This is a genomic window from Cognaticolwellia beringensis, from assembly GCF_002076895.1.
Lineage (GTDB): Bacteria > Pseudomonadota > Gammaproteobacteria > Enterobacterales > Alteromonadaceae > Cognaticolwellia > Cognaticolwellia beringensis.
The window spans coordinates 3,818,911-3,835,218 of sequence record NZ_CP020465.1 but is presented as its reverse complement, the minus strand read 5'-3'; the positions used below and the strand labels follow the sequence as shown (position 1 = coordinate 3,835,218).

The following is a 16,308-nucleotide window of genomic DNA, read 5'->3' as shown; positions in this document are numbered from 1 at the left end:
CGATTAATTACCTAACTTTTGATCAAACATTTTAGTACCTGCAAATCCAACCAATAGCCATGCAAGTGCAAATGACAGGCCGCCTGAGGGCGCCAACTTCCCAATACTCAACACATCGAATAAAGTTTTGATATACAAACTACCACTAAAAAATATGATGCCAAGGGCAAACAAGATGCCTGCTATCAATAGCATAGCTTTGGAATGAAGCTTATATAAGATAATGGTTAGCATAAGCGCTAACGTATGAAAAAATTGATACGTTAATGCTGTCAGTAGTCGTTCTTGTGACGCCAAAGGTAGAGATTGTCCACCGTGGGCTAACCAAGCGCCGAATAATACAGAAAAACAACCACTGATACCAACAAATATCATCAATAGTTTAGCAACAGTTATTAATTTCATCGATAAAACTCCTCATTTTATTCACCGCAGCACTTTGATGTTGTTTCAAGTTATAGCCAGATTTCACCCGTGGTTTTAAATCATGGTCGCCATCATTAAAAAAATGTAATTGGCAGTGTGAAGAAAGTTCATATGCCTTAATTTCAATCTCACTACCGAGTGCATCTCGTTGACCTTGAAGTATCAACACAGGCCGTTGTGTTTCTTGCAGCGGTTCTAAACGTAACTTATCTGTTTTTTTTGCCGGGTGAAATGGGTAACCTAAGCAGATAACACCCCGAATTTGATGAGTATTCATCAAGTCTTTATCTCCAGCCAATATCGCGGCTACTCGCCCTCCCATAGACTTTCCGGCAATATATATCGGTAAATCCGTAGTTACATTTGCAAGTATTGACTGGTAACAAGCAACTAACGTGGGCATTCTATCTGGCGGTCTTCTTTTACCATCAAGTTTGCGCTTATCCATAAATGGAAAGTTAAAGCGCAATACGTTCAATTGCTGAGCATTCATCAATTGAACAAGATCTTCTATATATTGATGCTTCATATCAGCACCAGCACCATGGGCAAATATGACTAATGCTTTTGGGTCTTCTGTAACGGTTAATTCATGACTGATATTTAATTCGCTATTTGCAGCTAATTCGTTACTTACGATAGATTCGTTGTTGCTCACACTACTTGTCCTTCATCAATTATTGTTTGCTCGTCAGCCACAGTTTGTAATACCCACTCTCGAAATGCGGCTATTTTACCTAATTCAAGTTGCTGCTCTCGACAAACAATGTAGTAAGAGTTTTTACTGATTAATACTTCTTTGAATGGACAAACCAACCGACCACTATCAATATCGGGTTTAGCTAACACACTATGCGCGAGTGCAACGCCTTGACCATGAATAGCGGCTTGCAAGACCATAGCAGAATGACTAAATATTGGCCCATGATTGACATTCCCTCCTCTGACGTCAACATGCTTAAACCATCTTTTCCAGTCTCTTCTCGAGGTATCATGCAACAAAGTATGATTTGCTAGGTCTTCAATTTTATCTAAGGGCTTTTTACCTGCTAATAATAGCGGCGAACAAACGGGGATCAAATATTCGGTATGCAACTGCTCTGCATGGATACCTTTCCAGCGACCTCTACCATAATATATTGCTAAATCTACATCTTCAGTAAGCGAATTTTCAGGTTGATCTACCGCTTTAATGCGCACATCAATATCGGGATGTAACAGGCTAAAGGTGTTTAATCTAGGCACTAGCCACTGAATGGCGAAGCTGGGTTGCAAGCTTACCGTTATAGCGCCTTTTTCACCGCGCGCTAATAGTTTTTCGGTAGCATCATGCAGCGCATTAAAAACATCTTTAATATCGAGGTAATATGATTGACCTTCTTCAGTCAGTAACAAAGATCTATTCTTACGCATAAATAATTTTATGCCTAAATTGTCTTCCAACGATTTTATTTGATGACTGATCGCAGCTTGAGTGACGAATAACTCTTCAGCTGCTCGAGTAAAACTCAACTGCCTTGCCGATGCTTCAAAAGCTCTCAAAGCATTAAGGGGTGGGAGTCTATTGGCCAAAATACACCTATTAAGTCATGTTATTGATGAATCTACTTTTGCATAACTCATCAAATTATCGACATAATTATGTCGGATTAGTTTTTCTAATGAATGACATTATAATTAGTCATTTTAAAATTTACCAGTATTACCGTACTATACCCACCATAGATGAAGGACTTCATCTTTACCCCGAAATACCGGTGATAATCAAACAGGCTCCCAACCCTTGTTTGCAATTGAAAAAGAAAGAGTCCCAAAACATCTATAAATACTATTGACGTTTTATTACAGGTGACTTATGAAAAACATTGTTAAACTATCAACCATCGCTATACTCGTTTTAATGGCAAATAGCAGCCACGCAACTCAGTTAGTTAAAACCCAAGCAATCAACGCTGTTGAGCTTATTGAGACAACTAAACTGCATTTAGCACAATCAATTAAATTAAATACGATAGCGTTTAACCCTATCGAAAAAACGGCTCGTGCTCAAGTTACAATGAACCGTGTACAGACAAACAAAAGCATAGAAAGCATCAACAAAAGTATATCACTTGCTGAATAAGTAAGAATACTGGCAATAAAAAAAGGTGCTCGATGGCACCTTTTTTGCTATTTATAACTTCCAACCATCTTGACCTCTTAATCGCCAATCAACCTAAACATTAACGGCGCTCATACCTCAAACAAACATCTAATTATCGAGTGAAATGATATATAGCTTTTCAAGCAAGTAATCGACCTCAAATGTCCGCTGCGCAAATTGCTTATCTTTAATCTCATTCTTAGCAACGTATTCAATGTTAAAACCTGAAAAAAGGCTTTTCACATCAGATTCAGTAACGGCAAACGGTGGACCGTTCAACTGCTCTTTTGGAAACTCGACTGTCACTAAAAACAACCGCGTTTGCGTCGAGAAAAACGTTCTTAAGTGATCAACATATTGTTGTTGCATCGCTGTTGGTAGCGCAATTAACGCTGCACGGTCATATATCCAATCTATGCTGTCGATTGCCTTTGAAGAAAGCTTAAAAAAGTCACCTTGAAGCAATACAAGCTGCGGGCAAGAAAATTGCTCGAATGCACCTAAAGTCTGCTTTTGATACTCAATATTATTTTCAAGAAAGAAGTCTTTACAGGCAATGTCACTTAATTCATTGCCTGTCACTTGCATAAACCTTGCTAAGTAGGCCATATCGAGCGTTTTACCACATAACGGCACGAATACATGCCGGTCTGAGGGTAGTGTCAATTTTTCGAAGTATTGAGATAATAAAGGGTGCACGTCACGCTGGTGGAATCCCAGTGTGTTGCGCTCCCAACATTTATGCCAAAAACTGTTATCCATTGCTATATGCCACCTAGCTAAACTTGAAATGAATAAAGCGCTTAACCTGGAAAAATTCGGTTATTTTGCCAAACCTTACTGATGATGGCATCAAACGATAAAGATGCAGCTTTTGAAAACTTTTCAGCTAAACCTTTTTTCGTTGCATACTTAATTTGCACTATTTTATGAGATTTACAACGCGCTTGCAGATAGTCGTCACTGGTTTGTAACTCGTCAACAAGCCCTAAACCCTTTGCTTGTGTGCCAAACCAATGCTCGCCGGTTGCTACTTTAGCAATATCTAAACTTGGACGATGCTCACTGACAAAGTTCTTAAATAGCACATGCGTTTCTTCAAGTTCTTCTACAAACTTCTCACGACCTTTCTCAGTGTTTTCGCCAAACATAGTCACGGTGCGTTTAAACTCACCGGCAGTGAACTGCTCAAAGTCGACATCGTTTTTCTTTAATAACTTATGAAAATTTGGCACTTGAGCAATAACACCAATGGAACCAATAATGGCAAACGGTGCTGACACTATTTTATTAGCGACACAGGCCATCATATAGCCGCCACTTGCTGCTACTTTATCAACAGATGCGGTTAATGGAATATTTTTTTGACGAACACGATCAAGTTGCGACGCTGCTAAGCCATAGCCATGCACCATCCCGCCACCACTTTCTAGACGAACGAACACTTCATCACTAGGTTGAGCAACGGTTAATATTGCGCTAATTTCTTCACGTAAAGATCCAACTTCTTTAGCGTCAATACTGCCGTTAAAATCTACAACAAATAAACGTGGTGTAACGGTTTTTTCATCACTGTCATCTTTGCTGGCTTTCTTATCTATTTTTGCTTGCTCTTTCGCCGCTTTTTTATCTTTTTTCTCTTTTTCTTTTAATTCTTCTTTCGATAATAAGTGATGCGTAATATCTTCTTCCACTTCAGTATATTGCTCTGACAAGTCTGTAATTTCTAACTCACCTTTCTTTCCACCTTGCTTCATTGCTGAAGATGCAATAGCAATAATAATAGCGATTACTGCTATGACAAAAGTGATAGCTTTAGCTAAAAACAAACCGTATTCATACAAAAATTCCAATGTTACTCTCCTAACCAGCAAATTAACTTATGCTAACCTTGCTGTTATGCATTAATTTTAAAAATATTATATCTAACAATATGGGGTAAATAGTTTATAAATAAAGGTCTATGCTTAAATTATTCAATAAAGTTAACCTTGTAAATAAGCACCAATAAAAAAGCCCTCTAATGAGGGCTTTTTTTGACTTGAGCTGAACTTAGTCTTGTTTTACAACTGCAGCGTCTGTAACTGTAATCAATTGTCCCATGCTCGCAAAGAATGTCGCAACTTGCGTTTGCATTTCTTGTGTAGCTCGTTTGCTTAACCCTTCATCGGGTGACGAAGCATCAGGACGAGGATCAAGAATTGAACTATGATGACCATGAACAAATCTTACTGCTCCTGAGCCTTGAGTCGTTTCGCTAACACCTTGCAAACCTAAGAAAGCAATTACAGGCTCTGTACCACCCATAGGAGTATATGGAGCTGTATTCGTTACCGTTTGGTCTGGTAAGTTATCACCACCATCACCAACGACTTCAATTAAATGCGTTGGTGTTTCTGTCGCTGCTAACATTTCAACATATGCAATAGGGTCACCAGAATCAGTAACCGTTTGTGCGGCAAAAGTAAATTGTGCAAAACCAGCATCTAATGTCGCTTTTTGTTCAACGGATAAAGAGTTATAAAAGGCAAAGTAGAAACCACTCAATTCAGTTTGGGTATACCCAGTAGGTAAATTTGCTGCAACTGCGGCTGCAAAATCAGGTGATAACTGCAAGGTTAAATTGGATTTAGCTAAGCCTTCAAATGCTGGCGAATCCAAACCAAAGTTAGCCAACATTAATCCTGGCATTGCTAGAGACGTACTGGCAATTTTAAATAAACCATCGATTTGCGGGTTTAACTCAGTGTTTGCTAAGCCAACCGTATTCATGCCGTAAATTCCACCTAATGAATGCCCCAACAGGTGAACTTTTGAGCTATCGATTTTTATTGGGTTACCATCGCCATCAACACCGGCCAAAAAGTTCATACCTAAACGCAAACCTATTAAATCAGCGGTACTTTGTCGGGTATTATCACGCATACTTAACATGTTACCCAAGTTTACATAATGTAAAGTAGAGACTGTAGTTGCATTAATATCATCAACATCATCGCCATTTAAATCAAAACCGCGGCTACCATGTAATGGTTGATCAATAGCAACCGTTGCTATACCAAATAAAGATAATATGCCAGTAATCGGTAACATATCTTCTTTTTGTCTTGTAATACCGTGCACTAAAATCGCTACTGGCCAACCACCTAAAGGTTCTTCTATAGCCGCTAATCCCATGCTGGCACGAACAGGGTTAGCCCAAGCTAAATCTGGCGTGGTCATTTGCACATCAACCGGCAACATCGCGCTTGTTGCTGGAATTGGATTAAACTTAGTTAAATTACGTTCAGTATCGATCGCTACAACCGAGCTTAAATCACGCAAGCCAAAGTTCATACAAAATCCATCATTTGCATCTAATGGCCCTGCAGGAATTGCCTCTGGGTTTGCTGCTGCTAATCCGGCCAGTGTTGCACCTGAATCACAACGTGCACGCCACCAATCATTAACCGGTGCTAATGGATTTTCTGCTGAAGGTACGCCTGAGTAATAAGGCAGTGTAATTGAACCACGAATATAGTTTGCTGCAGAATATAGCGGTACCAAGCTTTCAGGAATTATATCCGCTAACACATCCGCAACTGACAGAGTTGTATCGGCTACGCCAATGGCTGGAATGCCAGCTTCTTTATTAGCAAACATCTGCGGTACGCCAGCAGCCATTAAAGATTTAACCGTACTTAATACCCGCGTTGTAGATTGGGTTGTCATCGCAGCAGTATAAATAATAGTGTCGCTATCTACGCCTGCAGAAACAAGTGCAGCTTCGTAACTATTGATTGCGGCTTGTAGGCCTAATTGTGACTCATTACCTAAAGGTAATGTGTTGATATCTTGGCGCGCTAATTCATAGGTACTAGAACCTGCGATGGCTTTACCGTTATTATCACGAAGATTATTTGTCATCATCATAATGTAGGTTGTTTCAGCTTTTAGCGGTTGTGTTGGAATAACAGATACGCCAGTCGCTGAGCCTCTAGTAACAAAATCTTGTCCAAAGGTTAGTTCAGCTACAATTTTACAAGCTAGTCCACGTGTAACCGCTGTACAATCACTGTCGTTAGCATCGCCGCCCATAACGGCTTCAAAAATTCTAACCGAAGCAGGCTCTGAAGCGCTACTGGCTTCTAACGAAGTGCCTGCAGGAAACTCAATACCCAGTGAAAAAGGTTGAGAAATAGACCAACCATCAAGAGCACTAATAGCAACAAAAGGATCTGAACCATCAGTTGGATCGTCAACGGGTATCTCTAAAGTGCCGTCAACAGTACCAGAAAAAATTAAATCATTTGGAATAGAAAGTCCTGCAGCACCTGCTGCGGGATCAAATTTAACGCGTGCTGTTGCTGTTACGGCAGAGCCATTTTCAACAACTTCTTTTTCAACATCTTGTATGGTTTCGTCGCCACAAGCACTTAACCCTAAGGTACTGGCTATTGCGAGACTGAGTACTAGCTTTTTCATTTTATCTCCCCACGGTCTAGTCTTTATTTTTATAAACTTAGTTATTTACCAAGCATATATTTATTATTCTTCATTATCGTTGATTTTTATACTTATCCTAAGATTAGCATCAACTTGTTCGACCAGTTAAACTTAACTCAAGAATAGATCAAGTGCTAGTGATTTTTTGATTTATTCACAGTTTTGTTCTGCAAATGTAGAATTCTAACGAAAAACACTCGTCAGCATAGTGGTGAAAGTAGTAGAATTATTAACAAATTTTTTCAGCAATTATTCTTATGTTTGACTACGCAATAACACCACAGATTTTAGCGAATAAAACCATTTTAATTACCGGTGCAGGCGCTGGTATTGGCCGCCAAGCAGCATTAACTTATGCGGAGCTAGGTGCTACGGTTATTTTATTAGGTAAAACCGTTGCAAAACTCGAAGCGGTTTATGATGAGGTTCTAGCCAAGGGCTATCCTGAACCTGCCATCGTTCCGCTTGATTTAAAAGGTGCGACAAAACAAAATTATATCGATTTAGCCGCCACAATAGAGAATCAATTTGGCCAATTAGATGGCGCACTGCTTAATGCCTCAATATTAGGCGAGTTGACACCATTCAACCAAATTCATCTACAAACTTGGCAAGACGTAATGCAAGTTAACGTTAATGCGCAGTTTTTATTAGCACAAGCATTGTTACCGGTGCTATTAAAAGCTAAAAGCTCGTCATTAGTATTTACTTCATCAGGTGTGGGCAATAAAGGTAAGGCTTACTGGGGCGCTTATAGCGTTTCTAAATTTGCTACAGAAGGCATGATGCAAGTTATTGCTGATGAGTACGATAATAGCGTGCTTAGAACTAACGCCATCAACCCAGGCGGTACGAATACAAATATGCGCTCAGTTGCTTACCCTGCTGAGAACAAAGCTACAATCGCCTCCCCTGAAGATATTATGCCACTTTACGTATATTTAATGGCTGACGACAGTAAAGCGATTAACGGCCAAAGGTTGAATGCACAATAGTCATTAGGACATTTACTTCATAAACACCGTCGTTCTTTCACATCGACGTATATGGACGTATATGGACGTATTAATGCCGTGGTGCCATGTTCTTACATGGATGTAAGTCATTAGAGTAATTCAGGAGCAATTACCGAGATGGCAAAGAACGACCATGTGATCACGACATTGCCTGCAAGGACGAAGGTACTTAGTTTTTGTCTGGAACAAAAAAACTGATCGTTCATCCTGAACATCGTCGTTCATTCACATCCATGTGATCACGACATTGCCTGCAAGGACGCAGGTACTTAGTTTTTGTCTGGAACAAAAAAACTGACCGTTCAGCCTGAATATCGTCGTTCATTCACATCCATGTGATCACGACATTGCCTGCAAGGACGCAGGTACTTAGTTTTTGTCTGGAACAAAAAAACTGACCGTTCATCCTGAACATCGTCGTTCATTCACATCCATGTGATCACGACATTGCCTGCAAGGACGAAGGTACTTAGTTTTTGTCTGGAACAAAAAAACTGACCGTTCATCCTGAACATAAAAAGGCCAACAGAATGTTGGCCTTTTTAAGTAACTTTTATGTAACTTTTACGTAAGTTTTTATAGCAAAACTAGTCTTAGCGCAGTTCACGTCGTAAAATTTTACCGACATTAGATTTTGGCAACTCGTCACGAAACTCAACAAGTTTAGGCACTTTGTAATTAGTTAAGTTTTCACGACAATGTTTAATTAAGCCAGCCTCGGTCAAATTAGGATCCTTACGCACAACAAATATTTTCACTACTTCACCACTTGCTTCATGCGGAATACCCACCGCGGCTGCTTCTAATACGCCGGGATGGCTAGCTACGACTTCTTCAATTTCATTTGGAAAGACATTAAAGCCAGAGACAATAATCATATCTTTTTTGCGATCAACAATTTTGAAAAAGCCATTCTCATCCATGCAGGCAATATCGCCAGTTGCTAACCAGCCATCTTTTAAAATTTCATCGGTAGCTTCTTGACGGTTAAAATAACCTTTCATCACTTGCGGGCCTTTAACCCACATTTCACCTGGTTCACCAATTTTAGCCTCACTACCATCTTCCAATACAATACGAATATCAGTTGAAGATGCTGGTAAACCTATAGTGCCACTGTAATGCTCTTGGTTGTAAGGGCATAAAGTTACTAATGGTGCACATTCTGTCAATCCGTAGCCTTCTAGCAAGCGTGTTTTCGTGACACTTTCCCACTTTTCAGCAACCGGACGTTGAACAGCCATACCACCGCCTAATGATAACTTTAAATTAGAAAAATCTAGTTCACTAAAACCAGGCGTATTTAATAAACCATTAAATAAAGTATTTACACCGGTAATCGCGGTGAAGTCATATTTAGCTAACTCTTTTACAAACCCTGGCATATCACGCGGATTGGTGATCAGTAAGTTTGTACCACCTAAAGTTATAAAGGTTAGGCAATTCGCGGTCAAAGCGAAGATATGATAAAGCGGTAACGCGGTAACAACGAGCTCTTTACCTTCTTCTAGTTGTGGTTTGATCGCTGCTTTGGCTTGCTCTAAGTTAGCAACCATATTGCGATGCGTTAACATCGCCCCTTTTGAAACACCTGTTGTTCCACCGGTATATTGCAAAAAGGCCAAGTCGTCACCAGAAAGCTTAACAGGGCTAAAAGTTAACTTGCTCCCCTTTGCTAACGCTTTATTAAAGTGTTCGACATTATCGAGATTAAAAGCAGGGACCATTTTTTTGATATATTTAACTACGCCATTAACAATCGCACCTTTGACTGGACCTAAGCGATCACCAAGCGAAGTCAAAATAACTTTTTCAACCGGCGTTTTATCAATCACTTTTTCCAAAATGCTGGCAAAGTTTTGAATAATCAAAATCGCTTTAGTATTCGAATCTTTTAATTGATGCTCTAATTCACGAGCTGTGTATAGCGGGTTAACATTCACCACAGTTAAACCGGCTAACAAGGCACCAAAGAGTGCAATAGGATATTGCAAACAGTTAGGCACCATAATGGCAAACTTATCACCTTTAACTAAACCTAAATCTTGCTGCAAGTAGGCCGCAAAGGAAGTGGCTTGCTCAGCAAGTTCACTATAACTAATTTCCGCACCCATATTAATAAAGGCAGCACGATCGGCATAAACCTTAGTATATTTATGGAACATATCGACAATTGAAGCGTATTTATCAGGATCAATTTCAAATGGAACGCCGGGAGGATAACTCTTCTCAAGCCAAATTTTTTCCACAGTACCTTTCCTCTTTAGATTCTTATTCTTTATTTAGTGATACGTTTTATCAAATTTTCACTGGTCGATCCAGTTAATTTAAACACTTGTTTAAATTAACTGGAATTTAATACCGTTATTATAGTTGAACTGAGTAAAAAAATTACCTTTAAATAACTTATAGCTATGGAGTTAAGCTTATACTTACTTTAACTGTTGAATAAACGCATTTACTAACATAGCCGCCTGCTCGGGTTGTTCCATATGAACATGATGCCCGCCTATCAATTTGTGCTTCTGCAAGTTTTTAAACAACGGACTAAAATTTTTTAGCCCTTTAGTAACCATATCCATGCCTTTGCTGCCATATAGCAATTGCACAGGTATATTTATATCTGCAACAAGTTGTTGTGCTTGTGCCATAGTAAATCGATAAGTTGAAATAGTGCGTAAACGACTATCTGAACGCCAACTAAAACCTGCCGCTGTTTTCTCGATGCCTCGATTAACAATAAGTGCGGCATTTTGTTGGCTCAAATCCGATACAAGTACCCTAGCCTCAACAGCAGATTCAAGACTAGCGTGATATTTTTTAACTTTAGTCCCTTGGGATAATCGACTTAATAATCCTTTGCGCAATTGTGTCGTTGTAGTTGTTTCGGATGAGGTTAAAAGTCCGATAGCGTCAATTAAGGTTAATGACTTCACATGTTCAGGAAATGCTGCTGCGAAGGTAGACGCTACCATTCCTCCCATAGAGTGACCAACTATATCAATAGCTTGCCATTGCTGTGAGCGAAACAAAGCAATTAAGTCATTGACCCAATCTAAAAAATGATAATGAGCATCAGCGCTGCGATGATCAGATAAACCATGCCCAGGCCAATCAATGGCAATAACATGATAGTTTGATAAATACGGCATCAGAGGATGAAAACTTGCAGCATTGTCGAGCCAACCATGCAAGCATAAAAGTAATTCCCCCTGCTCATTACCATTACTTATCCCACTAATTTTTTGGCCGTTAACATCGAATTCTACTGTTTTAAATATATGAGAAGTTGGCATGAAAATCCTTTAATAAGCCGACAGAGCTATCGCTTGTTTCAAATGAAGATAATGGTGTTCTAGAAGCTAACGTTTACTACCCAATGATATTTTACTAAGTTTATAGGTTGCTAACAATGCTGCTGAAAACCAAATAACAACCCAAATTATTTCTGGAATATAAGTCAGATTGGCTAAGGCTGCACCATCACCGCGAGCTTGTCCATCAAGTAAATAAAGTGGACTCATTAAACTGTTAATTAACACTAATAAACCCGTAACTTGTAAAAACTTTTGCAGATACTTTTGTGAAGAATATTTTATTTGCGCCAGCACTAAAACCAGCAAAACTAAAACAATAAATAAGGTTAATAAATCGCGTACCCATAATAATATACTACTTGCGAGTAACCCGACTAGCAGCATAGAAAAAACCTGTGCAATTCTGCGATGACTTGAAGCTAAGTAGAATAGTAAACTGCCCCACAATATTGCGCCTCCATAGCCCATTAAGCTTATAAAAAAAGCTGAGCCGCCGCGAGTTGTACATAATCCAGCACCATTAGGAAACAATTGAATTTGTATAATACTTCCGCCAGTTAGCAGCGCCGTTAAACCATGGCTAATCTCATGGAAATAGCTTTCTAACCATTTAAAGGGTATGGAAATAAAAGGCAACTGTAAAATAATTAGCGCCGTTAAAAACAGCAACCAAAATTGAAACTTATGGCTCAAGCTTTTTGTGGTTTTTTCAGTTGAGGAACGATATTTTTTATCCGATGATTCAGGCAAATAAGTCAACGCCAAAAATTTGTTGAATATTATCGCGCTGGGCAATTGCACCAATGGACTGATAAGCGGCTACTGCCGATTGATTTTGATTCGAAGGTGAATCATAACCACTATTATAGCTGTTTGATTGCGCACCTTGGTGATTACTTCGCTGAGCGTTGTTGCGGCTTTCAAATTGTGGCAACTGTTCTCGCTCAATAAGCGCAATCGCTTGGTCGTCAATATCTAATCGTTGTCGGCTATCAATGTCAGCTTGTGACTTTTGGCTTTGATTTTCTTCATTGCTAAGCGTTTCACGCGCAAGTGCTCTAGTACGCTGCTCTTGAGCAGGTACAGAGTTGCTATTTCCAAGTGCGAGAGCAGCTTGAGAAGCTAAATTGGCGGTATTATTAACTTGCATGCTACTAATTTAACAAATTTATCGTCAAGGTGAAATCAATTTTTTATACGGTCGAATAGATCGTATATTGTTAAACACCTTAATATGCTTTCAATCACGCAAGTTAAAGGGCAGTGGTAAATTTAAATGTTTTAGTCCTAGTCAGTTAGATAACGTCAAAATAGCTAAGTGTTATCTTCCTGGGAGCTTTTTCCATGAAACAGTATCGCGCACATACTTTGGCTGTGCATTTTCAGCATCAACACAGTGTTGTGCAAAATCGACTTGCCCCAGTGTTAACATAGCCACAGCAGTTGGAAACAAAATTTCAGGTGAATCAGCATTTGATTTTAAGGCGGCTAATTCAGGATAAGCATCCCACCCTGTGCCAACCGCATAAGCAGGTATGACTAAGTCTTGATAATATTGAGCAACAAACTCTGGTTTTAGCACTGTTTCTTCAGTTTTCGGTTGCATAATCCCTTGTTTATCAACTTCAAAGTAACAAGTATAAACTTCTGACATGCGCGCATCTATTGCGGCAATAACTTTACCCTCGCCTTTTTCATCGTAGGCTTGCTGAGCCATCGCTTGTAAAGTAGACACACCACGTGCAGACAGCTCTGCAGAAAATGCTAATCCTTGCGTAACACCAATACCAATTCGCACGCCGGTAAAACTACCCGGGCCTTGGCCAAAAATAATACCATCAAGATCAGTTAATTTAACACTAGCCTGTTTTAACACGCTGTCGATCATCGGCAGTAAACGCAAACTATGCGACTGAGGACACAGCTCATATTCACTAAACTGTTTATCATTATATTTAATTGCGACTGAACAAGCTTCAGTTGAGGCATCAATGGCCAAAAAATTCACGTCAAAAACCTTTTAAAATTGCTTCATTATTTATGGGGCGAGTTTAACATTATTTTATGTTATTCCCAGAAAACTTTAACACTGCCATGTTTGAAATTTGCAGGCATGAAGTTGGTTATACTTTATTTTCGACTCACAAGTTGTGCTAAGAATGTCGCTGCTTGCTTAATATCTCGACTGCGTTTCATATCAGGTAAGCTCTTCAGGAAAACTTCGCCATAGGGACGATTAACCAGTCGATCATCACATATCACAAGAATACCATTGTCATTCACATCACGAATTAAACGCCCTACTCCTTGCTTTAAAGCAATGACCGCTTGCGGTAATTGAATTTGCGCAAACGGGTCTTTACCTTGTCGTTTTACATCTTCACTGCGTGCTTGTAATAAAGGATCATTGGGTGAAGCAAAGGGCAATTTGTCGATGATCACACAGGTAAGTTTGTCACCGCGAACATCCACTCCTTCCCAAAAGCTTGCCGTGGCTAATAGCACCGCGCTATCTTGCTCAACAAACTCTTCAAGTAACTTTCGCTTGCCCATCTGCCCTTGCACTAATAATGGGTTATCAATGTTCTCGGTTAATAACTCAGCAACCTGATGCATAACGCGATAACTGGTAAACAACATAAAACAAGCACCAGCACTGGCTTCAATTAAGGGAATAGCAAGTTCAGATAACGCTTTAGCCCGGTTCATGTCATTTGCTGCGGGCAAATAACGCGGTATTATTAATTGAGACTGTTTGGCATAATCGAATGGACTATCGAGCAATAAACTGGCGGAACCTTCAAGACCTAAATGGCTAGAAAAATGTTTGAATGCGCCATCTACGGCGAGCGTTGCCGAAGTAAATATCCAGCCTGCACCAGACTCTTTAACATACGTGCCAAATTTGTCAGCTACTGATAATGGTGTTTTATGTAACACAACATGGCGTGGCGTGGTTTCATACCAAAAGCTCATACCCATCGCCTCTACATCAGCCATGACTTCATATTGTGCTAATAGGTTTACCGCTCGATCAAAACAGTTATCAATAGCTTCATTGCGAGAAACACAAAGTTTGATCACTTGATAGAGAAAATCTAAATCAGTTTTTAATAGTTTAAAGGCATGAGCAAATTGTTGCTGTTGATGCTTTTCTCGCCAATTGCCGCGTTCGGGATCATAACTAAATAACAGGCGAAATTCTTGACTGGTTTTTAACAGCTTTTCTGCTGCTTTAGCCAGTTGCTTTACATCAGTTAATTCTGTTCGGTAAACTTGTAAAACATCACTACAAAGATCAAGCATTTGCCGAGTAGAAAATGCCTCGCCAAAGTATTCACTGGCAATGTCGGCTATTTGATGCGCTTCATCAAAAATCATCACATCAGCTTTAGGAATTAGCTCACCAAAGCCACTATCTTTTAGCGCCATATCAGCAAAGAATAAATGATGATTTACCACCACAAGATCTGCATCAATGGCTTTTGTTCGCGCTTTAATTAAATAACAATCTTCAATATTTGGGCAATCTTTTGCGAGACAGTTATCAACCGTGCTGGTAACAAACGGAAATACCGGCGAGCCTTCGGTAACATTAACCAACTCACCAATATCGCCACTGTGTGTGCCATTCGCCCAAGCACGTACTTTGACAAAATCAGCTAATGTTTGAGCGTCAAGTTGACCGCGCGATTGTTGATATTGCTCTAATCGATAGATACAAAGATAGTTTGCGCGCCCTTTTAATAAGGCTACTTGTGCATTACTGGCCAGCGCTTTACGTATTAGAGGTAAGTCTTTATGAAATAATTGTTCTTGTAGGTTTTTGGTACCGGTTGAAACAATAATTTTTATCTGCCCGGCATCATTTTCAGCATTCGCCTTATTCGCCAATAATGCTGGAATTAAGTAGGCGAATGTCTTACCAGTACCTGTCCCCGCTTCGACAATAAGCGAGCTTTTTTGCTCAATTGCTTTAGCAACTTCCAATGCCATATCGAGTTGTGCTTGGCGAGGAGAAAAGCCATTAATGGCTTTCGCTAAAGCACCTTGATGTGAAAACGCATGTTCAACAGCATTCATGAGGTTACGACATTGATAAATTTGCGCTCATTATAATCATCACAGATAAAAATAACAGGATAAATATAGCAAATCCTCGCTAATTTTAAACAAGAAAATATCGTAGAATATGCTAACAATTCGACTACAAATACTCTGATTAAATAATAGTGCCTAGGTCAGGCGCTTAATATCAACGTAAGTATCATACGAAAATATCTAAGTGGGGTTTATCATCTTTTTCTACTGGTGCGTTTTCACTATCATCATATATATCTATATGTTTACCCGTATTATCTGCTGGCACTGTTGAAGGTTCAACCGATTCAGCTGCGTCATTATCGTGTGTTTCTTCTTTACTTGGTGATTTTTCATCTGATGGTTTTTTAAAATATAAAGCAGGATCTTCTAAGCCCGCAATGTCATCAGACACTGCATGAGTTGCAGCCGCTTTAGCTAACGCCTTAACTTTTAGGTTAGTTGGTTTTATAGGCACGGGCACAACACGTGTTAATGCAGTAGTGAAAATGTCCATGGTTGCCTCCTCATTTAAGTATTGTCTCTATATCGGCAATACCGGCCCTAACGTTAACTTTGCGACTCTACTTCTCTTAGAACCAAACAATACTAGCTTAGTTCAAAATTTCATATCGAGTTAAAATTAATCGCTTGATCTGCTCCAAAAATCCACGTAATGTAAACCTAAATTAAAGTAAGTACTTTAATTTAATAACAAGACAAAAAATTAACTTACACCGAAACTTGACGCTGAAACATAACTCAGCACTTAAATAGAGTAAATAACACATGACTTTAAATCTGATTGCCATCCATCATCATCACCATCATACGGATTAGC

The 16,308-nt window shown here is 39.4% G+C and carries 15 protein-coding genes; 2 read left to right on the top strand and 13 right to left on the bottom strand.

Annotated elements, in window-relative coordinates:
* Window positions 1-3 precede the first annotated feature (3 nt).
* The 3 genes from B5D82_RS16135 to B5D82_RS16125 are packed head-to-tail and all read right to left on the bottom strand — an operon-like array spanning window position 4 to window position 1,998.
* Window positions 4-405, bottom strand: a complete 402-nt coding sequence (locus B5D82_RS16135) for a DUF423 domain-containing protein (RefSeq protein ID WP_081152967.1) — start codon at window positions 403-405, stop codon at window positions 4-6.
* Window positions 383-1,084 carry an alpha/beta family hydrolase gene (locus B5D82_RS16130; RefSeq protein ID WP_081152965.1) on the bottom strand — a complete coding sequence of 234 codons (702 nt, stop codon included), beginning with the start codon at window positions 1,082-1,084 and terminating at the stop codon, window positions 383-385. The genes B5D82_RS16135 and B5D82_RS16130 overlap by 23 nt, the downstream gene beginning before the upstream one ends.
* Complete coding sequence (locus B5D82_RS16125) at window positions 1,081-1,998, bottom strand: transcriptional regulator GcvA (protein ID WP_081152964.1); 918 nt, start codon at window positions 1,996-1,998, stop codon at window positions 1,081-1,083. The genes B5D82_RS16130 and B5D82_RS16125 overlap by 4 nt, the downstream gene beginning before the upstream one ends.
* A gap of 283 nt (window positions 1,999-2,281) precedes the next feature.
* Here B5D82_RS16125 and B5D82_RS16120 point away from each other — a divergent pair, with 283 nt between their 5' ends.
* Window positions 2,282-2,548 (top strand): hypothetical protein, encoded by a 267-nt coding sequence (locus B5D82_RS16120; RefSeq protein ID WP_081152962.1) that lies wholly within the window; start codon window positions 2,282-2,284, stop codon window positions 2,546-2,548.
* A gap of 129 nt (window positions 2,549-2,677) precedes the next feature.
* Here B5D82_RS16120 and B5D82_RS16115 read toward each other — a convergent pair whose 3' ends face one another.
* From B5D82_RS16115 to B5D82_RS16105, 3 genes are all read right to left on the bottom strand, one after another.
* On the bottom strand, window positions 2,678-3,331 hold the full coding sequence (locus B5D82_RS16115) for a thiopurine S-methyltransferase (protein WP_081152960.1): 654 nt from the start codon (window positions 3,329-3,331) through the stop codon (window positions 2,678-2,680).
* Between the two features lie 41 nt (window positions 3,332-3,372).
* A complete protein-coding gene (gene sohB / locus B5D82_RS16110) occupies window positions 3,373-4,422 on the bottom strand; it encodes a protease SohB (protein ID WP_081152959.1) in 1,050 nt (349 codons plus the stop codon).
* Between the two features lie 199 nt (window positions 4,423-4,621).
* Entirely contained in the window at window positions 4,622-7,033 is a 2,412-nt protein-coding gene (locus tag B5D82_RS16105) for a VolA/Pla-1 family phospholipase (RefSeq protein WP_081152957.1), read from the bottom strand.
* 278 nt (window positions 7,034-7,311) lie between these two features.
* Here B5D82_RS16105 and B5D82_RS16100 point away from each other — a divergent pair, with 278 nt between their 5' ends.
* Window positions 7,312-8,049, top strand: a complete 738-nt coding sequence (locus tag B5D82_RS16100) for a YciK family oxidoreductase (RefSeq protein ID WP_081152955.1) — start codon at window positions 7,312-7,314, stop codon at window positions 8,047-8,049.
* Between the two features lie 614 nt (window positions 8,050-8,663).
* On the opposite strand, the gene fadD is transcribed toward B5D82_RS16100, so the two are convergent.
* The 7 genes from fadD to B5D82_RS16065 all read right to left on the bottom strand — a co-directional run bounded on the left by fadD (window position 8,664) and on the right by B5D82_RS16065 (window position 15,984).
* Window positions 8,664-10,319, bottom strand: coding sequence for a long-chain-fatty-acid--CoA ligase FadD (gene fadD / locus B5D82_RS16095; protein ID WP_081152954.1), 1,656 nt, complete (start codon window positions 10,317-10,319; stop codon window positions 8,664-8,666).
* Between the two features lie 183 nt (window positions 10,320-10,502).
* Window positions 10,503-11,366: an alpha/beta fold hydrolase gene (locus tag B5D82_RS16090; RefSeq protein ID WP_081152952.1), complete on the bottom strand. Its 864-nt coding sequence runs from the start codon at window positions 11,364-11,366 to the stop codon at window positions 10,503-10,505.
* Window positions 11,367-11,432: 66 nt separating this feature from the next.
* Window positions 11,433-12,137, bottom strand: coding sequence for a M50 family metallopeptidase (locus B5D82_RS16085; RefSeq protein WP_081152951.1), 705 nt, complete (start codon window positions 12,135-12,137; stop codon window positions 11,433-11,435).
* Entirely contained in the window at window positions 12,130-12,537 is a 408-nt protein-coding gene (locus tag B5D82_RS16080; RefSeq protein ID WP_081152949.1) for a hypothetical protein, read from the bottom strand. Before B5D82_RS16080 ends, B5D82_RS16085 begins: the two co-directional genes overlap by 8 nt.
* A 171-nt stretch (window positions 12,538-12,708) precedes the next feature.
* Window positions 12,709-13,395, bottom strand: coding sequence for a tRNA (adenosine(37)-N6)-threonylcarbamoyltransferase complex dimerization subunit type 1 TsaB (gene tsaB, locus B5D82_RS16075; protein ID WP_081152947.1), 687 nt, complete (start codon window positions 13,393-13,395; stop codon window positions 12,709-12,711).
* Window positions 13,396-13,517: 122 nt separating this feature from the next.
* A complete protein-coding gene (gene yoaA, locus B5D82_RS16070) occupies window positions 13,518-15,470 on the bottom strand; it encodes a DNA repair helicase YoaA (protein ID WP_081152946.1) in 1,953 nt (650 codons plus the stop codon).
* Window positions 15,471-15,654: 184 nt separating this feature from the next.
* Complete coding sequence (locus tag B5D82_RS16065) at window positions 15,655-15,984, bottom strand: hypothetical protein (protein ID WP_081152944.1); 330 nt, start codon at window positions 15,982-15,984, stop codon at window positions 15,655-15,657.
* Between the last annotated feature and the right edge of the window lie 324 nt (window positions 15,985-16,308).